Here is a 19,718-nt window from a genome sequence, read left to right on the forward strand (position 1 = left end):
TGCCGGCTGAGTCACCTTTGCGTGATTCAGTCTTGCTTTTTCATCATTAGGAGGTAACGAAAGTGGAGTTATTTCATCATATTATGTCAATTTACGCCTCATTTTTCGATTGGGAAATGTGGGTGGAAGTATTAACGGACCCTGTTTCCTGGGGGCTGATCGGCTCGCTGGTCGTGCTGGAGGGGCTTTTATCTGCGGATAACGCCCTCGTTCTCGCCGTCATGGTGAAGCACCTTCCGGAAAAACAACGCAAAAAAGCGTTGACATACGGTTTAATCGGGGCCTACTTCTTTAGATTTCTATTCATTGGACTCGGTATGATCCTGATTAAATTCTGGTGGATCAAACTGCTCGGAGCCGCATATCTGGCATGGCTCGTCATCAAGCACTTCTTCATCGGTGAGGGCGATGATGAAGCAAACGCCATCAAAAAAGACAGCTGGATGGTACGCGTTTTCGGGGTCTTCTGGGCGACTGTCATTTCGGTAGAGCTCATGGACCTTGCATTTTCGGTCGACAGCATCCTGGCGGCATTTGCCGTATCTGAAAAGGTATGGGTGCTTCTGATCGGCGGCATGCTCGGCATCTTGATGATGAGAACCGTTGCGAAATTCTTCTTGACGCTGATTGACAAAGTGCCTGAACTTGAAACAACGGCCTTTGTTTTAATCGGAATCATCGCACTGAAAATGGCTGCGAGTGTATGGCATATTGAAATGCCGCACAGCGTCTTCTTTATCATTCTGATTATTGCTTTTGCCGCAACATTTATCATTCACTATATGAACAAGCAAAAAGCTGTAAAAGAGCAAACGGCGGCTTCAAAGGAAGAATAACAAACTGCAAAACATAAAGGGGGGAGTAGATCTGCTCCGCCCTTTTTTTACATCAAAGGGGTGTATGATTCCTATTCAAAGAAGGTGACCCATGTGCAATACTTTGATTTTTTATCCGCCTCTCAAAAAGAAGATGTCTTTTTCAAACTGCCGGGTACGGTTACAAAGGACTCTCCGAAGCGCATTCTCGAGTATGCGCTTGGAGCTGCGCTCTATGTTCCGGGGAACCGAAAAGATATAGCAGATGTCATCATCAATAACAAGTATCCAGAATTGTGCTCGGTCGTTTTTTGCCTTGAAGATTCGATCGGCGATTGTGAGGTTCTACAGGCTGAAAACAATCTTGTCAGTCAGGCCGATATGATTTATCAGGCGCAAAAACTGCAGAACATCAACAGCGATGTGCTGCCGCTGATGTTTATCCGAGTGCGGGAACCTGAGCAGATGCTCGAATTGGGCAACAAGCTCGGCCGCGCGCTTCACTTGTTTGCCGGATTCGTATTTCCGAAGTTTTCGATGTTGAATGCAGAGCACTACCTTGATACTTTAACGAAGCTGTCGCAAGAATCCGGCATTGTGCTATACGGAATGCCGATCTTTGAGACACCTGATCTGCTGGCGATGGAAACGAGGGCAAAGGCGCTGCAGGAATTAAAATCAACGCTTGGCTTTTATCAGGATATCATTCTGAATATCAGAATCGGGGCGACTGATTTGTGCGGTCTCTACGGCTTAAGAAGAAAACCGGAAACGCCGATTTACGACATTTTGGTCATCTCTGATTTCATCAAAGATATCGTCAATTATTTCGGCTTGCAATTCGTGATTTCGGGGCCTGTCTGGGAGTACTTTGGAGATGCTTCGCGAACGGTTCCGCCTTTTGCGCCGAATTGGGCTGAGGCGGGGGAATCTTCGCTTGTGATCAATCGGTATATGGACGGATTGATCAATGAAACGCTTCTTGACCTGGCCAACGGCATTCACGGAAAAAGCGTGATTCATCCGTCACAAATAAAAGCGGTCCAAAGCCTGCACGTTATATCAATGGAGGATTATCTGGATGCCTTAAGCATCGTCGAAAGTGCCGACGGCACCCGCGGCGTTGTAAAAAGTTCTTTCTCAAATAAAATGATCGAAATCAAGCCGTACCTTAGCTGGGCCAAAAAAATATTATTAAAGGCTGAAATCTACGGGGTATATCATGAAAACCACAGCTATACGGATATACTTAGAGCGTCCAAACCGTTTTCAAACCTTGGATCGTTCGGGAGTTAGTCTGGGACGGGTGATTGGAAATGGGCAAAACGCTTAAAAGATCAGTGCTTCTACTGTAAAAGAGCCGCACTACCACCATGATCTCAAAGGCAGACATTGTGAATTTCTCAGGAGAAAACAAATGAAATTTTAGGATGAACAGCCATGATGAAAATAGTCGATCTCACGAGCAGCGAGATTCTCAGTTCCCAGCAGGCATGTGAAGAGTGGGGGATTGATTCGTCTACGCTCCGAAAGAGAGCGCATGATTTTCCTGCGGGAACAATCAGAAAGTTCGGGACAACCTATGCCGTGACAAGAGCGGGCATGTGTGCCGTATTTGGACGTAAGAGCGACACTGACTCAGAAGAAAGGGGAGACGGCTGAGCGCTATGAATCAAGAGATTAATATTCAAAACGCCCTGGTCAATGATGATGAATGGAAGCAGATCATCAAGAAGCCGCTCCCGGAGAGAACCCCGTATGAAAAAAACAGTCATTTGACGATAAGCCGTCTGGCGGGACGGATTCTTGGAACTCCGCACGATGAAACGGATTACTACATATATTTCCATGAGCTGTATGCGTCCGGTGATGTGCATGTGTTAAGCGAGACGCTTGATAAGACCATTTCTCCGGAAAGGTTTCAGGCCATACAGCGGATCCATATGGTGAACCAGAAAGAAAAAGGACTTTCCGTCAATCGGTTTGCCGCTTTTCTTGACGGGGAGCAGCTGATTCCTAAGCACCCTGATCCCGCTATGCACCGGCATTTAAGGAAGGCGCTTATCGAAGTGCTGCAGCTGTTTCAGTCCTTTCATGAAAAAGGATTGAACGATCCGGATTTTCGCCGGGTCCTCCTTGACCTTGTCAAATGGATGGGCAACCATTTGGAGAAGTGGCTGAAAGGGGCCGACTGCGAAACGGCGATGCCGAAAGTGGTTTGGTACGGGGACACCACCAAAAGCCAACGGTATTTTTTATACTATTTGATGCTTGTCGGATGCGATGTGCTGCTGTTTCATCCGGAGGGAAAAGACGAATTTCGCCAGCTTGATCCCGAGCAAAAGCTTTCTTTTGTCTTCACATACCCGGACACGTCTGCATTAGAGCCGTTCCCGACTGAAAAGCCCCAGCGCAAAGCAACGGTGGCGTACCGTTCCGCGAAGGAGCTGGATACTGTCCTGCACAATGAGGATTCGCTAATGTACAAACCTTGGCAGTTCAGGGAGCATACTCCGGCCTCTGTGACTTTGAAGACAACATATGATGAACTGTTTTTAATTGCGAAGGAACGAGCCTTTATCAGACCTAATTTTCAGGCGTCTAAATCAACGGTTAACATTCCGAATTTATTCGCGATGGTCATGGGCGTCTCCAGCAATGAAAAAGAGTACTGGGACCGTCTGCAGACACTGACGGAGTATAAGGAGTCGCATACGATCCGGCGCTTCCCGTTTACAAAGGAAGAGACGTCGAATTATCAATTCCATTACAGCGATGCGCTTGATCAAACGGGGATGATCGATCCAGGCCGTTTAATGGAGAGCAATATATGGCGCTACAAGCATCTGCCTGAGGGAGTACAGCGAGGCATTGCCCAAGCGGTTTCCAGGATGTGCAAAAGCCCGAAGATGCTGGCTTTGAACAATGAAAAGACAGCCGATGTACAGCTGTATTTGTTTACCCAAGCGGTACAGCTTCCGGCAGCGCTATTGAATATGATTCAGACATTTGACTATTCACAGACCGTGCCGAAGCTGATCTTGTATCACACGGAACAGACGGGGACACTCACCCGGTCGGACGCGGCCGCCTTGCTTTTGTTAAATGAAATCGGCATTGACATTATCATCTATAATCCGCCGGGCCATAAGTGTATTGACCACTATATCGACAGGCAGCACTTTGATACCCATTGGCTTGATGAAATGTCCTTCAACCAGGAGTTTAAAGAGCCGTCAATCGTCCGGAAGTTCATCAATAAAATCTTTTAAGGAGGGGGCCATTCTGATGGCAAATCCAAATGAAACAAGCATCGTCAATATTAGCAAAGAGGAAGAGATCACGGTTGAAAAAGCGGAGGACATCCGTGCGAAACTCCGCCAGGAGCCGGATGTGCAAGCTCTGGCCCGACAAATTGACGTGAAAAACCAAGTGGAGCTTTTAGAATTCGGTAAGGAGCCCGCTCTTGAAATATCCAAGTTCTCTGACCGCATTCTTTCCATGATGAGAACGAACAGTGTGACAGATTCAGGCGCGATGTTGACGCAGCTCGGAAAAATCATGGACCGCTTTGACAAGAATGACTTTGAAGAACAAAAAGGCTTGCTCTCTAAATTATTTAAGCGCGGCAACAGCATGATCGAGAAAATATTTAAAAAATATCAAACGCTCGGCGGTGAAATCGAAAAAATCAATGTCGAAATTTCAAAATATAAAGATGAAATGACAAAATCGACCGTGACGCTTGATGAAATGTATGAAAGCAACCTTAAATACTATGTGGAGCTGGAAAAATACGTCGTAGCCGGCCAGATGAAAATAGAAGAATTGCAGCGGCTCATCCCCGAATATGAAGCGAAAGCGGCCAGCGGAAACCAGATGGCGCAGATGGAGCTTGATACGCTTCGAAACGGCATTCAAGCGCTGGAAGAACGGGTGTATGATCTCGATATGGCGCGGATGGTCGCAATTCAAACGGCGCCGCAAATCCGCCTGCTCCAGCGCGGCAACACAAAGCTGATCGGAAAAATCAACTCGGCATTCATCATTACGATTCCGATTTTCAAAAACGGCATCATCCAGGCCGTTACCGCCAAGCGCCAAAAACTTGTCGCCGATTCAATGAGCGAACTCGACCGCCGCACCAACGAAATGCTGAAGCGCAACGCGGAAAATATTTCAAGCCAGTCCGTCGAAATCGCCAGAATGTCCGGAAGACCGAGCATCGATATTGAAACGATCGAACAATCTTGGAATACGATTGTCAAAGGCATGCAGGAGACGAAGCAGATTGAAGATGAGAACAAACGCCTGCGCGAAGAAGGGGCAAAACGCATATTGGAACTTCAGGACAATATGAAAAAAGCCGCTTTAAACGGTTAAAAAGGATAAAGAAGAAGCCGCCCCCAGATCAGCTGGCGGCGGCTTCAAATATACAAAAAATCACCGCCATGATAGGCGGTTTTTTATGTTATGCTAGAGAAAGAGAATCGCATGGTAAAAAATATATAAACATGAAAGAGGTGGAAGTATATGGCCGCTTTATGGCTGGCATTCGGCGGCGGTTTCCTGTCGTTTATTTCTCCTTGCTGCCTGCCTTTGTATCCATCATTTATTTCCTACATCACCGGGATTTCGGTCGGCGATTTGAAAAACCGGCATGCAAAGCATATCAAACAATCGGTGATGATTCACGCAGCGGCTTTTTTGGCCGGTTTTTCTGTGATTTTTTACATATTGGGTTTCTCTGCCAGCTCGGTTGGTCTGCTGTTTTTGCAATACCATAACTTAATCCGCATGCTGGGCGGGATATTTTTCGTCGTCATGGGACTGTTCTTACTCGGCGTTTTCCGGCCGGCTTTTATGATGAAGGAGCGGCGCTTTTCGATTAGAAAGGGAAAAATAGGCCTGCTGAATTCAATGCTGGTCGGAATGATTTTTGCGGCGGGCTGGACGCCGTGCATCGGGCCTATATTCGGAACGATCGCATACGCAAATTTTCAGAACCCTGATTTTGGGAGCGCATTCATGATGATCACCGCATATTCTTTAGGCTTTGCCATTCCTTTTTTGCTCATGGCGTTTTTTATCGGAAACATCAGGCCGCTTATGAAATATTCGAATATGCTCATGAAGATCGGAGGCGCGCTGATGATCGTCATCGGCATCCTGCTTTATACGGACAACATGATATGGATTAACATCTGGTATTCGAATTTGACGAATCTCTTTTGAAAAACTTCCGCATGCTGCATTATGTGAGTAAGATTGTGAAAAACAGCAAAATCGCGTTAAATAAACTATGGATGATCATCGCAGGTATAATCGATCGTGTTTTTTCGTATGTCCAGGCAAACACGAGCCCTGTTCCAAAGTTAACGGCCAGGGTGTTGTATGTGGGGATATGAGCGATCATAAAGAGGGCGCTGCTTGCAACAAGTGCCCATACAACCCCGAATTCAGCGCGGAACCAGCGGTAAAGAAAACCGCGGTAAAACAATTCTTCGTAGATGGGAGAAACGATGCAGGCAGAAGCGAAAGACATTGCAATGCTCAACCATGAAGGATCGGCAGTGATCGTTTTTGTTTTTGTATTTTCGTAGCCTGCGCCGAACCAAATCAGGATTTCCATAACGGCAAACGTCATCACGATTAAAAAAACCGTCCATCCCGCTATTTGAATCAAGTATGCAGGGGCGAACCGGGAGATTCCGATTTCCCGCCAAGACAGACGGTCCGGCTTTAAGGCGATATAGTACAAGCTTAGAATAAAAACGGCCGCCATTGCGATACTCATCAACATGGCTGAAAGCATGCCTTCGCCTAAAAGCAGATCCAAAGCATTCTTTAATAAATATTCAATGAAAATCGGCACGGCTGCAAATGCGATCAAAAACAAGCAGACCAGCTGCTTTTTGTTCCAAGGATTTTTCCATTCCATCACAAAACCCTCCTGTTTTTAAGATAAAATCATTTTAAATGGTGACGTAACGTAATCTTCAAGCAATATTTTAGGAGGGAGATATGGTGAAAGAGGAACTGACAACCGGGCGGGTGGCGAAGATGATGGGGATATCCGTAAGGACGCTCCGCTACTACGATCAAATCGGTTTATTAAAACCGGGCTCTACACTGCCGAATGGGCGAAGGCAATATTCGAAGGAAGATTTGTTAGAGCTCGAAAAAATTATGATCTTGAAATCTGCTCAATTTTCATTGGAGCATATCAAGACGTTAATGAATCAATTGGATACAATTAGTATCATCGAAATGCATAAAAGGCGCCTTAATTCGGAGATCGAACAGCTGACGAAGAGCCTGGAGCATACAAATACTTTGCTGAACATGTATCAAATCGAAGGAAGCTTGAGCTGGGAAGACCTTCTCAAGCTCGTCAGACAGCCCCGGCATAAACCATGGAAGGAATCATTCTCTGAAGAGGAGGCTGAGATTTTAGCAGAAAGGCTTCCGAAGGCGGAGAGTGACGATTTCATCACAAAGCAATGGCTCTCTATCATCAAGCGGATTAAGCTGTGTTTAAAACAAGAGGTGCCGCCTGAATCTGAATGGGGAAAGCAAATTGCGGAGGATATCATATGCCTGTCTGATCATTCGTTTAAGGGACATGAGGATTTAGCCGATCGATTCTGGGAGGTTCGCAAGTCTGAGGAGCCAAACGGGCTTTATCCGCTTGACAGCGGGATTATGGAATTTGCGGAGAGAGCGATTGAATCTGCATTTCATGATTCAGGAGGATCAGGGTGATGATGAGCATCCAATTGTCATGATCGGGCCGGATAACCAAAAGATCAAACAGGATATGCCGCATAGAAAACCGCCCGAAAAGAATCGAGCGGCTACCCCTTAAATTCGGATTGATTTCTCCTCGGCTTTCCACTGTTTTTTCCATCCGGCCTGAGCAAACAAAAGCAGACCGAGCGCTAAAAATGCAATAACGGTAAAGGTTAGGAACCCGCTTGAATACGTACCTGTAATTTGCTTCAGCGTTCCGAGGATATTCGGAAGGAAGAATCCGCCGATTCCCCCCGCAGCGCCGACGATCCCCGTCACCATCCCGATCTCTTGTTGAAATCGCTGCGGTACAAGCTGGAATATCGCGCCGTTCCCCATTCCGAGGCAGCCCATGCCGATAAATAATGCGGCTGTGACAACGCCTAGAGACGGGAGCATACTGACCGAGAACATGCACAGAGCCACTCCGATAAAGAGGAATTGAAGCAAACGCACGCCGCCGATTTTATCGGCAATCAATCCGCCGACAGGGCGGAGGCAGCTTCCGGATGCAACGACAAGCGTGACAAATTCGCCGGCTCTTACCGCCGGAACGGCATACTGGGATGCAAAAAAGTAGCTTAAAAAGTTGGACAGGCCGACAAAACCCCCGAATGTCACGCTGTAGAGAAGGCAAAAATACCAAGTGTCCCTTTCTTTGAAAACGGCAAAATAGTCTTTGAGCGGTTTAGGAGCCGGCTGATTCGGAGGTTCTTTAGCCATAAGGAAATAGCTGAATAACACGAGGGTTAAAGGAATCAGCGCCAGTCCCATGACGCCGTTCCAGCCCACTTGCTCCGCAAGGCGAGGGCCGAATAGCGTAGCAAGCAGTGTTCCGCTGTTTCCCGCCCCGGCGATCCCCATGGCAAGACCTTGCAAGTGCGGCGGATACCAGCGGCTCGCCATAGGAAGGGAAGCGGAAAAGCTTGCGCCTGCCACACCGAGTAAAATTCCGATGATATACAGCTCGGCGACCGATGAACCGAACTGCCATCCCCATAACAACGGAATCATCGTCACCAGCATTCCGCCAACAGCCGTCTTTTTCGGTCCGAAACGGTCGGTTAAAATGCCGAGCGCAATCCGGAAAAACGATCCGGCCAAAGTAGGTATGGCGACAATCAATCCGACCTGTGAAGGCGATAAATCAAAATCAGCCGTAACATAAACACCAAGCGCCCCCAGCAACACCCAAATCATAAAGCTGACATCGAAATATAAAAAAGATGACAACAAGGAAGGCGCGTGTCCGCTCTTCCTCAAATCCGCCAATTTCAATTGCAACACTCCCCATCCGATAGATTCTAGAATTTATCATGACAAAATCGAATAGGGTTGGCAGTATTTTTGTAAGCTTTACTAACAAACTAAAAGATTGAATATTTAAAATGTTAGTTTGGACAGCACTATAGCAGGCGATAATTGAATCATGCTGAAGAATAGTGGTGTTATGAGCGCTGAAAATGGGAAACCTTATATTGATATAGGCCCGATGCACTTGCAGATAAAACCGTCTTTTGCAACGCGTTTATCAATTTTTCTTTAGACATAAGGCATATTTTTACCAGAAAATGTACAAATTTAAGGAAGAAATACGTGGAGACACAAAATAGACATAAATAAAAATGTATATCACTTGAAAAAGTATGTGAAGTATTGCACAATATGAATGTGAAGAATTTCACAAACAGCTTAGTTTAAAACAAACGGCAAAGGAATGATGAGTCATGAGAAACCAAAAAGTCAATCGTACAGTTTTGATCGGTGCGGGTTTTGTTGGAAGCAGCTATGCATTTACGTTAATTAACCAAGGTATCACAGACGAACTTGTGATCATTGATTTAAATAAAGACAAAGCAATGGGCGATGTTATGGATCTCAACCACGGTAAAGCATTTGCTCCGCATCCTGTGAAAACATGGTACGGCACATATGATGACTGCAAAGAAGCTGATATTGTCTGCGTATGCGCCGGAGCGAACCAAAAGCCGGGTGAAACCCGCCTTGATCTAGTCGAAAAAAACTTGAAAATTTTTAAAGGAATCATCGGAGAAGTCATGGCCAGCGGTTTTGACGGCATCTTCCTCGTCGCTACAAACCCTGTCGACATCTTGACTTATGCGACTTGGAAATTCAGCGGCCTTCCAAAAGAACGCGTCATCGGAAGCGGCACAACGCTTGACACTGCCCGTTTCCGCTACTTGCTCAGCGAGTATTTCGGTGTCGCTGCCCACAATGCGCACGGCTATATCATTGGTGAACACGGAGATACGGAGCTGCCTGTCTGGAGCCATGCGAATATCGGCGGAGTTCCCGTCAGCGACTTGCTGAAAAGAAATGAGAAATACAAAGCGGAAGATCTAGATGAACTGTTTGACAATGTAAAAAACGCCGCTTACCACATTATTGAGAAAAAAGGCGCGACATACTACGGAGTTGCCATGAGCCTCGCACGTATTACGAAAGCGATTTATCGAAATGAAGAAGCAATTTTGACCGTGAGCGCTCATCTTGATGGTGAATTTGGAGAAAATGATGTTTATATCGGAGTTCCGGCGGTTGTCGGCCGATGCGGAGCGAGGGAAATTGTTGAGCTCGATCTGAACGAAAAGGAAAAACAACAATTCAAGCATAGCGCAGGTGTGTTAAAAGCAATTCTAAAACCGCATTTTGAACTGCAGGCGTAACTGAACACCATGAAGATACTAACATCATGAAGATTGCGAGATGATGAAAATGTGGCAGCAGATATACGATCCGTTTGGAAATCTGTTTATCAGCGCTTTTGCCGCCATACTGCCGATTCTTTTCTTTCTTCTTGCACTGACCGTGTTGAAGATGAAAGGAATCATTGCGTCATTTTTGACGCTGGCGGTCAGCTTTATTGTAGCGGTGTTCTTCTTTCACATGCCGGCTGCGAAAGCTGTCTCCGCCGTTTTACTTGGAATTGCTAACGGCCTTTGGCCGATCGGATATATTGTCCTGATGGCTGTATGGCTTTACAAAATTTCTGTCAAAACCGGAAAGTTTAAAGTGATCAGAGCGAGCATTGCCGGAATTTCGTCCGACCAGCGGCTTCAGCTATTGCTGATCGGGTTCAGTTTTAACGCCTTTTTGGAAGGTGCGGCAGGCTTCGGTGTGCCGATTGCGATCAGCGCCGTTCTTCTTGTCGAGCTTGGTTTTAAACCTTTGAAAGCGGCATCCCTATGTTTAATAGCGAATGCGGCATCCGGAGCCTTTGGAGCCATCGGAATTCCGGTTATCACAGGAGCGCAGATGGGAGGCTTAACACCGGTTGAGCTTTCCAGAACGCTCGCTTTGATGCTGCCGGTCATCGCTTTCTTTGTCCCGTTCCTGCTCGTTTTCATATTGGACGGGTTTAAAGGAATAAGGGAAACGCTGCCGGCTCTTCTCGTATTAAGCGGCAGCTATACGGCGGTGCAGACTTTAACAATGATTAGTTTGGGGCCGGAGCTTGCCGACATTTTGGCCGCTTTAATCAGCATGGGAGCGCTGGCGCTGTTTTTGAAAAAGTGGCAGCCGCGCCACATATACAGGGAAACCGGGAATGAACATGTGCCCGCTGAAAAATATCGTGCAGCAGACATTATGAACGCTTGGTCACCGTTTTATATTTTGACCGCCGTCATTGCGGTGTGGAGCCTGCCCGGTTTTAAGGGGCTTTTTCAGGAAGGCGGATTCCTGAAGCAAACGACAATTTTATTCAACATGCCTTTTCTTCACCGGGAAGTGCTGAAAACGCCGCCGATATCTCCGGAACAGGCACCGCTTGATGCTGTGATGAAGCTTGACTTCATTTCAGCGACGGGTACGGCGATCCTGATCGCGGTGATCATCACGATTGTGATGAGCCGAAACATCAGTTTCCGCGGAGGACTTTCCAGTCTGAAAGAGACGGTCAAGGAACTGTGGCTTCCCGTTCTCACCATTTGCTTTGTGATGGGTTTTGCAAACTTGGCCAATTATGCCGGATTGAGTTCAACCATCGGACTGGCGCTCGCCAAAGCGGGGGATATCTTTCCGTTCGTCAGTCCCGTATTGGGCTGGATCGGTGTCTTTATCACAGGTTCAGTCGTCAGCAACAACGCATTATTCGGCCACCTGCAAGCAGTCACCGGAGCGCAAATCGGGACAAGTTCGGCTTTGCTGCTTGCCGCAAATACCGCGGGAGGCGTGATGGCCAAGCTGATCTCACCGCAGTCGATTGCGATTGCAACAGCCGCGGTTAAAGAGACAGGGCAGGAATCAAAGCTTTTCAGCCAAACCGTTAAATACAGCCTGGTTCTGCTTTTCATCATTTGCATTTGGACGTTTGCGCTATCAAAGCTTGGCATATAAAGAAGAGCCTTTTCCCATTGCGGGAAAAGGCTTTTTAAGCTGCTTGTTCTATCATGTCCTCTTTTTGAATACATTGTACAAGTTATCCGCGGAAGGGGGACGCGATATGTTGAACATCTTCCTGAGCTATGTGTTTTTGGGTTTGTCATTGGCCGCACCAGTCGGACCTGTGAATGCCGCGCAGATCGACAGAGGCATGAAAGGCGGATTCTTTCATGCCTGGCTGTTTGGCCTTGGCGCTGTAACGGCGGATGTCCTATATATGGCTTTAATCTACTTTGGAGTTGCGCAATTTTTGACAGCGCCATTCTTAAAAACGTTTTTATGGCTGTTTGGTTTTTTTGTTTTGACCTATACGGGGATCGAGAGCCTGGTCAAGGCGAAGGAAGTATCGCTGATGAGAGGTGCGGGAGAGAAAGGGTCATACCGCAAATCTTTTTTGTCGGGGCTGGTAATCTCCCTTTCAAACCCGCTGAGCATCATGTTCTGGCTCGGCATTTACGGAAGCATTTTGGCGAAAACGGTAGAGGCGTACGAATCATACCAGCTGCTGATCTGCAGTTCAGGCATTTTAATCGGACTTTTTCTGTGGGACTTGGCCATGTCTTTTCTAGCCGGGACATTCAGAACATTTTTAAGCCCGCGGATGATCCAGGGAACGACTTGGCTCGCGGGCATCAGTCTGATCGTATTTGGATGCTACTTCGGCTATCAGGGAATTCTCGAACTGCTGCAGGCGGGGCGCTGATCATGTCTGCCCGTTTTTCTCTTCCTGATCCGCCCACTTTTTTTTCATGAGCATCGTCACAGCAGCAATAACGGCAAGAAAGAGAAGGCTCACAAAAAAACCGGGTCTGCTGTTTTTTTCAAATAACGTACCCGAAACGGCGAACAAAATCAGGACGAGCGCTGTGACAATCTGGACATTCCCTTTCATTTTCGGTTTTGTGAGCTTTTTGCTGGAAAGCAGGATAAACATCCAGTTATAGAGCAGCATCAAGCTGGCGGCCGTCGTCATGTGTTCATAAAGCTGCTTCGGCAAAATGAGCGACAAGACGATGGAAGCAGCGAGAACGAGCACTGTCAGGCCGAGTGCCGGCCACGATACTTTCGCCTTTTCTTTTTTGGCAAAGCAGGCCGGTGCATCCCCGTTTTTCGCCATTGTTCCCATCAGTGTGGTGACGGCGAACAGGGAAGCGGTCAGCGTTGAAAAACCGGCAATAATAAAAATGCCGTTGAAAATATCCATGATCAAATCGAGATGAAAGTCTTTTAATGACGTAATAAACGGGCTGTTCTGTTCGGTGAATGTTCCGCGTGGTACAAGGAGCATGGCCAGCCCGATCGATACGACGTAGACCACAGCAAGGGTTATGAGCATCAGGCTGCCTGACTTTGATGAATCCTTCGGGTCTTTTAAGTGAATCGCCATCAGACCCATGACTTCGATTCCTCCATAAGCGTAAAATGTATAAATCAACCCCGTCCACAATCCCATAAAGCCGAAAGGAAACAATTCGTGAACCCGGTCAGGGAACTGCACTTCAGGCGTTTTTCCAGGCAGCAGCCCGCACAATGCCAAGACAGCGATGATGATAAACATTAAAATGGCCGCCGTTTTCAACACGGCCAATATGTTTTCCGTTTTTTCAAAGCTGCTGCGCCCTGTGAAAATGACGATCAATCCGAGAATCGCATAAATAGAGGCGAACACCCACAGCGGAATCTCGTTAAACCAATGGCGCGTAAACAGGGAAATCGCTGTCAACTGGCTCCCGATGATCAGCATTTCCGATGACCAGTAGACCCAGCCATTGCTAAACCCCGCCCAATTGCCGAAGGCCTCTCTGGCGTAAGAACAAAAAGACCCTTCAACAGGATGATCTGCCGTTAATTTCGCCAGCTGCTGAAAAACAAGAAAAGTGCCAAGGGCAGCAAGAAGAAAGGCGGCTAATACGGAAAAGCCGCTTTTCTTAATCGCGATGCTTGAGCCGAGGAAAAACCCCGTTCCAATTGTGCAGCCGCCCCCGATCATGGACAGCTGCCACCATTTTAAATCTCCTTTTTTCGCTTGTCGTTTCATCGTTTCAACCCCTCTAATCTTCTTGTTATTTTGCCAGGGGGCTCCGTTTTTATTCGCAAAGGGGGAGGTTCTTTGCGCACCTCAATATTCACTTTGAAATGAGACATATGCTATAGTTAAAGACATAATCATTACGGTTCATTCAGTCAAAAGGAGGAGTGACGGATGACTTTACAAGAAAAAATCATGCAGGAACTGAATGTAAAGCCTTCTATCGAACCGAAACAGGAAATTGAAAAAAGGGTCGGTTTTTTAAAAAGCTATTTGAAAAAAACGGGTGCCAAAGGCTTTGTTTTAGGCATCAGCGGAGGACAGGACTCCACATTGGCGGGCAGGCTGGCCCAGCTGGCTGTTGAAGAATTGAGGGAAGAAGGCATTCAGGCGGAATTTATTGCGGTCCGCTTGCCTTACGGTGTTCAGCAGGATGAAGATGACGCCCAGCTGGCGCTGAAATTTATCCAGCCGGACAAGTCTTTTGCTTTTGACATTGCTTCAACTGTAGGTTCATTTGCTGCTCAATATCAGTCAGTCACGGGAGAGGCGCTTGCCGATTTTCACAAAGGCAATGTAAAAGCGAGAGTCCGGATGATCACCCAATATGCGATCGGAGGTCAAAATCAGCTGCTGGTAATTGGGACAGATCATGCTGCAGAAGCTGTTACCGGATTTTTTACGAAATACGGAGACGGGGGCGCAGACCTTTTGCCGCTTACAGGACTGACAAAGCGCCAGGGCAGAAGCCTGCTGGAAGAGCTGGGAGCGCCGGAGCGGCTTTATACGAAGTCCCCGACCGCCGATTTGCTTGATGAAAAACCTCAGCAATCCGATGAAACAGAGCTCGGCCTGACATATGATAACATCGACGACTACCTTGAAGGAAAAGCCGTCTCCAGCGAGGTGGCAGAGGCCATCGAAAAACGCTACAAGGCATCCGAGCACAAACGCCAAGTCCCTGCTTCAATGTTTGACGACTGGTGGAAATAAGCTAAAAAGAGGCTGAAGTCAGCCTCTTTTTTTATTAACAGGCACACTATATCATTACAGATGGAATTGTCATATACTTTAGATATTTGATTCCTTTATGCAGGGAGGAGTAGAAGCTGGAAATGAATGCCGCAATAAGAGATAAGAATATTGTGCTGATCGGGTTTATGGGCGTCGGAAAAACAACCATCGGCCAGCTTGTGTCAAAGAAATTAGGCCGTGACTTTATCGATATCGACCACGAGATCGAAAAAGACTTTCAAATGACCATTCCGGAGATGTTTCAGCAAAAAGGGGAAGCGTTTTTCAGACAGACGGAAAAAGAATATATTTTTCAGATGTGCGAACATACAATGGGCAACATCGTATCCTTAGGGGGCGGCGCTTTTCAGCAGGAGGAAATCAGAAAGAAGTGCCTCGAACACTGCTTTGTCATCTTTCTTGATTTAAGATGGGAGAATTGGAAGCAGCGGATGGATCTCTTGATTGAAAACAGGCCGGTTCTTCATAACCGCACAATTGAAGAAATGAAACAGCTGTTCAATGAAAGAAAGAGCATTTATGCATTTCACCATTTAAAAGTGGAAACCGATAACCGGTCTGCCGAAGAAACGGCCGACTATATTGTGGAGATGCTAAAGCTTGGTCAATCTTAAACAAACGTTTAATTAAGCTAAATATACCGGAATAAGCAAAGAGCCAATGGTCTGTCTGATCATTGGCTCTTTCCGTTATCCGCAGATGAATGCCGGATTTTTCGGCCTTGTTTGACCGTTTGTCCGTTTGATACAGTATAGGGGATCAGGATGGGCATCACGTTACACCCCGCCACCAATTTTTCCCTGGATAAGGTTTTTCCGCCCCTAAGGCTTTAAAAAAGTCGCTTATTGCCGGCCCGGACACTATAATGTAAATAATAGAAACGATAGACTGGCGGTGTACTTATCATGAAACAGCGAATTGAAGAAGAACTGAAAAACATTGAAGCAACATATGGCGTCAAAATCCTCTATGCCGTTGAATCTGGCAGCAGGGCATGGGGCTTTCCTTCACAGGACAGCGATTACGACGTCAGATTTATTTATGTCCATCAAAAAGACTGGTATCTGTCAATTGATGCAAAGCGCGATGTGATTGAACTGCCGATTGACGATTCTCTCGATATCAGCGGCTGGGAGCTGACAAAAGCGTTAAGGCTGTTCCGGAAATCAAATCCTCCGCTTCTCGAATGGCTCTCTTCGGGACCCGTTTATGATGAAGCCTATTCGCTGGCAGAAAAAATGAGGCGGCTCAAAAGCCGCGCCTTTTCTCCAGTCTCCTGTATGTACCATTATCTCAATATGGCGTCGGGAAATTTCCGAGACTACCTGACGCGTGAAGAAGTGAAAATCAAAAAATATTTTTATGTACTCCGCCCGATTCTGGCTTGCCAGTGGATCGAAAGCCGCCGGACGGTTCCTCCGATTGAATTTCAGGTTTTGCTTGACGAACTTACGGAAGACGGACCGCTGAAAACAGAAATCCATCAGCTGCTTGAAAGGAAAAAGAAAGGGGAGGAGTTCAATCTTGAACCTCAAAACCCCATTCTCCACGCATTTATTGAGCGTGAACTTGAGCGGCTTCAGACAGTTGCCAAAGCATATAAAACGGATCATGAAGATCTGACGCAGGAGCTTGACCGTCTGTTTAGAGAAACGCTAGACGAGGTGTGGGCATAAAATGATATTCCCTTTAAGTATTCTTAAAGGGTTTTTTCTTTGTATCCATAGGGAAATGGTTTAGTATAACAGAAAGCGTTTTCAGAAAAAGCGGGGCGGAACGGCAGCAAGGCCATTCGCCAAAAACGCATTCTGTTCTTTACCGAAGTTTCTTCCTGATTCTATTGTTGTATACCATCCAAGTTTCAGGAAGAAAGTTTCTGAAAAAATCCCACCAGATGTAAAACATTGTGGAAAAACCACAAAAATCGTCAGCTTTTTTGTTTTTTCGAAATATTGTGAATCGACCCTTGGCTCTTATAAAATTAAGAATATAAAGAAATATTTCATGAGATGGCGGGGTGTGATAATGGAAGTGATAACAAGAGACTTTTTCCTATTCTTATCTAAAAGCAGCATCCTGAATCGCCTGGCGAGAAATTGGGGGAGTTCCGTCGCGACCGGAAAAATTATCGGAGGAAAAGATTTTGAAGCTTCAATTCCGATTATTAAGGGGCTTAACGAACAAGGGCTGACTGTGACAGTCGATCACTTGGGCGAATTTGTGAACAGCAGGGAAGTCGCAAGGGAGCGCACGCAGGAATGCATTCGGGCCATTCAGCTGATTGCTCAGGAACAGCTTAATTCACATGTTTCATTAAAGATGACGTCATTGGGACTCGATATTGACCTTGACCTTGTCAGGGATAATATGAACAGTATTCTGGAATGTGCCGAGCAGCACCAAGTGATGGTCACAATCGATATGGAGGATGAAGTGCGCTGCCAAAAGACGCTTGACCTCTTTAAGGAGTTCAGGCAGAAATACGAGTATGTCAGCACCGTCCTGCAGGCTTATTTGTACCGGACCGAACAGGATTTGGAGGAGCTCAATTCATTAAATCCGTTTTTCCGTCTTGTGAAGGGAGCTTATAAAGAATCGCCGAAAGTGGCTTTCCCTGACAAAAAGGATGTGGATGAGAATTACAAAAAGCTCATTAAAAAGCAGCTGCTGAGCGGCCATTACACAGCTATCGCAACTCATGACGACAAGATGATTGATTTCGCCAAAGAAATTGCGAATGAGCATCAAATCGGCAAAGACCGCTTCGAATTTCAAATGCTGTACGGGATGCGCAGCAAAACTCAGCTGGAACTGGTGAAGGAAGGCTACAATATGCGCGTGTATCTTCCTTACGGAGATGACTGGTACGGATACTTTATGAGACGGCTTGCTGAGCGGCCTGCCAACATCGCTTTTGCGTTTAAAGGCATGACGAAGAAATAAAACGATAAAAAGGGGAGATTAGCATGACAACACCTTACAAACACGAACCATTTACAAATTTCGGGATCGAAGAAAACCGGAAGGCATTCGAAAAAGCTCTGGAAACGGTAAATAACGAATGGCTGGGTCAGTCCTATCCTCTTGTTATCGATGGAGAAAGTTATGAAACGGAAAACAAGATCGTATCGATCAACCCTGCAAACAAAGAAGAAGTTGTAGGCACGGTATCCAAGGCTACTCAGGATCATGCGGAAAAGGCCATTCAGGCGGCTGCGAAAGCGTTTGAAACTTGGAGATACACAGATCCTGAAGAAAGAGCGGCTGTTTTATTCCGCGCGGCTGCCAAAGTGCGCCGCAAAAAGCATGAGTTCTCTGCGCTTTTAGTCAAAGAAGCAGGAAAACCTTGGAATGAAGCGGATGCGGATACGGCAGAAGCGATCGATTTTATGGAATACTATGCGCGGCAAATGATTGAGCTTGCGAAAGGAAAGCCGGTTAACAGCCGTGAAGGCGAACGAAATCAATATGTGTACACACCGACTGGTGTTACGGTTGTTATTCCGCCTTGGAACTTCCTGTTCGCGATCATGGCCGGAACGACAGTTGCGCCGATCGTGACAGGAAACACAGTTGTACTGAAGCCTGCAAGCGCAGCGCCTGTCATTGCCGCAAAGTTTGTTGAAGTGCTTGAAGAAAGCGGACTTCCAAAAGGAGTAGTCAACTTCGTCCCTGGAAGCGGAGCTGAAGTCGGGGATTATTTGGTGGACCATCCGAAAACAAGCATCATTACGTTTACCGGTTCAAGGGAAGTCGGAACGCGCATTTTTGAGCGTGCAGCGAAGGTTCAGCCTGGTCAGACCCACTTAAAACAAGTGATCGCTGAGATGGGCGGAAAAGATACGGTCGTCGTTGATGAAGACTGTGATATTGAATTGGCTGCACAATCAATTTTCACATCTGCCTTCGGCTTTGCAGGCCAAAAATGTTCAGCAGGTTCACGGGCTGTCGTGCATGAAAAGGTATATGACGAAGTATTGAAGCGCGTGATTGAAATTACGGAGTCCAAGAAAGTCGGAGAGCCCGACAGCGCGGACGTTTACATGGGACCTGTCATCGATCAGGCATCCTTTAACAAAATCATGGACTATATCGAAATCGGAAAAGAAGAAGGCCGCTTAGTCAGCGGAGGAAAAGGCGATGATTCAAAAGGCTACTTCATCGAACCGACGATCTTTGCCGATTTAGATCCGAAAGCCCGGTTAATGCAGGAAGAAATTTTCGGACCTGTTGTTGCTTTCTCAAAAGTAAGCAGCTTTGATGAGGCGCTGGAAGTTGCCAACAACACCGAATACGGCCTGACAGGCGCGGTCATTACTAAAAACCGCGATCATATCAACAGGGCAAAACAAGAATTCCATGTCGGAAATCTGTATTTCAACCGCAACTGTACAGGGGCGATCGTCGGCTACCATCCGTTTGGCGGTTTCAAAATGTCGGGAACCGACTCTAAAGCGGGCGGACCTGATTATCTTGCGCTTCACATGCAGGCGAAAACGATCAGCGAAATGTTTTAAGGTGTAAGAAAAGGGGTTAAACAGGGGGACGAAGGCAGCCTATTATAGGCTGCCTTCAAAAAAAGAGAAATTAGTCTAAAAATTTAGATAAACGGCATCTTGGGGGGAGATTCTTATTCAGAACGT

The 19,718-nt window shown here is 46.6% G+C and carries 18 protein-coding genes; 15 read left to right on the forward strand and 3 right to left on the reverse strand.

The annotated features are described in order from the left end of the window. Positions 1–62: 62 nt before the first annotated feature. From H7F26_RS08010 to H7F26_RS08035, 6 genes are all read left to right on the forward strand, one after another. The gene (locus H7F26_RS08010; RefSeq protein ID WP_061577951.1) at positions 63–836 is read left to right on the forward strand and encodes a TerC family protein; all 774 of its coding nucleotides are present in this window, start codon (positions 63–65) and stop codon (positions 834–836) included. 93 nt (positions 837–929) lie between these two features. Further along, positions 930–2,111, forward strand: coding sequence for an HpcH/HpaI aldolase/citrate lyase family protein (locus H7F26_RS08015; RefSeq protein WP_017474007.1), 1,182 nt, complete (start codon positions 930–932; stop codon positions 2,109–2,111). Positions 2,112–2,255: 144 nt separating this feature from the next. Then, positions 2,256–2,477, forward strand: coding sequence for a helix-turn-helix domain-containing protein (locus H7F26_RS08020; protein WP_003178729.1), 222 nt, complete (start codon positions 2,256–2,258; stop codon positions 2,475–2,477). A gap of 5 nt (positions 2,478–2,482) precedes the next feature. Continuing rightward, the gene (locus H7F26_RS08025; protein ID WP_185855249.1) at positions 2,483–4,087 is read left to right on the forward strand and encodes a YceG family protein; all 1,605 of its coding nucleotides are present in this window, start codon (positions 2,483–2,485) and stop codon (positions 4,085–4,087) included. 16 nt (positions 4,088–4,103) lie between these two features. Next, the gene (locus tag H7F26_RS08030) at positions 4,104–5,198 is read left to right on the forward strand and encodes a toxic anion resistance protein (RefSeq protein ID WP_003178733.1); all 1,095 of its coding nucleotides are present in this window, start codon (positions 4,104–4,106) and stop codon (positions 5,196–5,198) included. A 150-nt stretch (positions 5,199–5,348) separates the two neighbouring features. Continuing rightward, positions 5,349–6,050 carry a cytochrome c biogenesis CcdA family protein gene (locus H7F26_RS08035; protein WP_003178735.1) on the forward strand — a complete coding sequence of 234 codons (702 nt, stop codon included), beginning with the start codon at positions 5,349–5,351 and terminating at the stop codon, positions 6,048–6,050. Between the two features lie 19 nt (positions 6,051–6,069). Here the strand turns inward: H7F26_RS08035 and H7F26_RS08040 are convergent, their stop codons facing one another. Further along, a complete protein-coding gene (locus H7F26_RS08040; RefSeq protein ID WP_003178737.1) occupies positions 6,070–6,756 on the reverse strand; it encodes a CPBP family intramembrane glutamic endopeptidase in 687 nt (228 codons plus the stop codon). A gap of 83 nt (positions 6,757–6,839) precedes the next feature. On the opposite strand from H7F26_RS08040, the gene H7F26_RS08045 reads away from it, so the two are divergent. Further along, positions 6,840–7,580 (forward strand): MerR family transcriptional regulator, encoded by a 741-nt coding sequence (locus tag H7F26_RS08045; RefSeq protein ID WP_003178738.1) that lies wholly within the window; start codon positions 6,840–6,842, stop codon positions 7,578–7,580. A gap of 99 nt (positions 7,581–7,679) precedes the next feature. Here H7F26_RS08045 and H7F26_RS08050 read toward each other — a convergent pair whose 3' ends face one another. Next, on the reverse strand, positions 7,680–8,885 hold the full coding sequence (locus tag H7F26_RS08050) for a nitrate/nitrite transporter (protein WP_003178740.1): 1,206 nt from the start codon (positions 8,883–8,885) through the stop codon (positions 7,680–7,682). Between the two features lie 449 nt (positions 8,886–9,334). Here H7F26_RS08050 and H7F26_RS08055 point away from each other — a divergent pair, with 449 nt between their 5' ends. The 3 genes from H7F26_RS08055 to H7F26_RS08065 all read left to right on the forward strand — a co-directional run bounded on the left by H7F26_RS08055 (position 9,335) and on the right by H7F26_RS08065 (position 12,714). Further along, the gene (locus tag H7F26_RS08055) at positions 9,335–10,294 is read left to right on the forward strand and encodes an L-lactate dehydrogenase (protein ID WP_003178742.1); all 960 of its coding nucleotides are present in this window, start codon (positions 9,335–9,337) and stop codon (positions 10,292–10,294) included. A 49-nt stretch (positions 10,295–10,343) separates the two neighbouring features. Next, positions 10,344–11,966 carry an L-lactate permease gene (locus tag H7F26_RS08060; protein ID WP_026080770.1) on the forward strand — a complete coding sequence of 541 codons (1,623 nt, stop codon included), beginning with the start codon at positions 10,344–10,346 and terminating at the stop codon, positions 11,964–11,966. 109 nt (positions 11,967–12,075) lie between these two features. After that, on the forward strand, positions 12,076–12,714 hold the full coding sequence (locus tag H7F26_RS08065) for a LysE family translocator (RefSeq protein ID WP_025807200.1): 639 nt from the start codon (positions 12,076–12,078) through the stop codon (positions 12,712–12,714). Here the strand turns inward: H7F26_RS08065 and H7F26_RS08070 are convergent, their stop codons facing one another. Continuing rightward, positions 12,715–14,049 carry an amino acid permease gene (locus H7F26_RS08070; protein ID WP_017474004.1) on the reverse strand — a complete coding sequence of 445 codons (1,335 nt, stop codon included), beginning with the start codon at positions 14,047–14,049 and terminating at the stop codon, positions 12,715–12,717. A 165-nt stretch (positions 14,050–14,214) separates the two neighbouring features. Between H7F26_RS08070 and nadE the strand changes: the two genes are divergently transcribed. The 5 genes from nadE to pruA all read left to right on the forward strand — a co-directional run bounded on the left by nadE (position 14,215) and on the right by pruA (position 19,592). Beyond that, positions 14,215–15,033, forward strand: coding sequence for an ammonia-dependent NAD(+) synthetase (nadE, locus tag H7F26_RS08075; RefSeq protein WP_003178747.1), 819 nt, complete (start codon positions 14,215–14,217; stop codon positions 15,031–15,033). 122 nt (positions 15,034–15,155) lie between these two features. Next, on the forward strand, positions 15,156–15,689 hold the full coding sequence (locus H7F26_RS08080; protein WP_009330247.1) for a shikimate kinase: 534 nt from the start codon (positions 15,156–15,158) through the stop codon (positions 15,687–15,689). Positions 15,690–15,980: 291 nt separating this feature from the next. Continuing rightward, the gene (locus tag H7F26_RS08085) at positions 15,981–16,751 is read left to right on the forward strand and encodes a nucleotidyltransferase domain-containing protein (protein WP_017474003.1); all 771 of its coding nucleotides are present in this window, start codon (positions 15,981–15,983) and stop codon (positions 16,749–16,751) included. Between the two features lie 355 nt (positions 16,752–17,106). Beyond that, the gene (locus H7F26_RS08090; RefSeq protein WP_170865397.1) at positions 17,107–18,018 is read left to right on the forward strand and encodes a proline dehydrogenase family protein; all 912 of its coding nucleotides are present in this window, start codon (positions 17,107–17,109) and stop codon (positions 18,016–18,018) included. 23 nt (positions 18,019–18,041) lie between these two features. Next, the gene (pruA, locus tag H7F26_RS08095; RefSeq protein WP_017474002.1) at positions 18,042–19,592 is read left to right on the forward strand and encodes an L-glutamate gamma-semialdehyde dehydrogenase; all 1,551 of its coding nucleotides are present in this window, start codon (positions 18,042–18,044) and stop codon (positions 19,590–19,592) included. The last annotated feature ends 126 nt before the right edge of the window (positions 19,593–19,718 follow it).

It is taken from the genome of Bacillus sp. PAMC28748 (assembly GCF_014250415.1).
Classification (GTDB): Bacteria; Bacillota; Bacilli; order Bacillales; family Bacillaceae; genus Bacillus; species Bacillus licheniformis.

Coding starts and splice junctions, on each gene's coding strand:
- H7F26_RS08020 (WP_003178729.1), top strand. CDS start 2,256: ATGATGAAAATAGTCGATCTCACGAGCAGCGAGATTCTCAGTTCCCAG.
- H7F26_RS08025 (WP_185855249.1), top strand. CDS start 2,483: ATGAATCAAGAGATTAATATTCAAAACGCCCTGGTCAATGATGATGAA.
- H7F26_RS08030 (WP_003178733.1), top strand. CDS start 4,104: ATGGCAAATCCAAATGAAACAAGCATCGTCAATATTAGCAAAGAGGAA.
- H7F26_RS08035 (WP_003178735.1), top strand. CDS start 5,349: ATGGCCGCTTTATGGCTGGCATTCGGCGGCGGTTTCCTGTCGTTTATT.
- H7F26_RS08040 (WP_003178737.1), bottom strand. CDS start 6,756: ATGGAATGGAAAAATCCTTGGAACAAAAAGCAGCTGGTCTGCTTGTTT.
- H7F26_RS08045 (WP_003178738.1), top strand. CDS start 6,840: ATGGTGAAAGAGGAACTGACAACCGGGCGGGTGGCGAAGATGATGGGG.
- H7F26_RS08055 (WP_003178742.1), top strand. CDS start 9,335: ATGAGAAACCAAAAAGTCAATCGTACAGTTTTGATCGGTGCGGGTTTT.
- H7F26_RS08060 (WP_026080770.1), top strand. CDS start 10,344: ATGTGGCAGCAGATATACGATCCGTTTGGAAATCTGTTTATCAGCGCT.
- H7F26_RS08070 (WP_017474004.1), bottom strand. CDS start 14,049: ATGAAACGACAAGCGAAAAAAGGAGATTTAAAATGGTGGCAGCTGTCC.
- nadE (WP_003178747.1), top strand. CDS start 14,215: ATGACTTTACAAGAAAAAATCATGCAGGAACTGAATGTAAAGCCTTCT.
- H7F26_RS08080 (WP_009330247.1), top strand. CDS start 15,156: ATGAATGCCGCAATAAGAGATAAGAATATTGTGCTGATCGGGTTTATG.
- H7F26_RS08085 (WP_017474003.1), top strand. CDS start 15,981: ATGAAACAGCGAATTGAAGAAGAACTGAAAAACATTGAAGCAACATAT.
- pruA (WP_017474002.1), top strand. CDS start 18,042: ATGACAACACCTTACAAACACGAACCATTTACAAATTTCGGGATCGAA.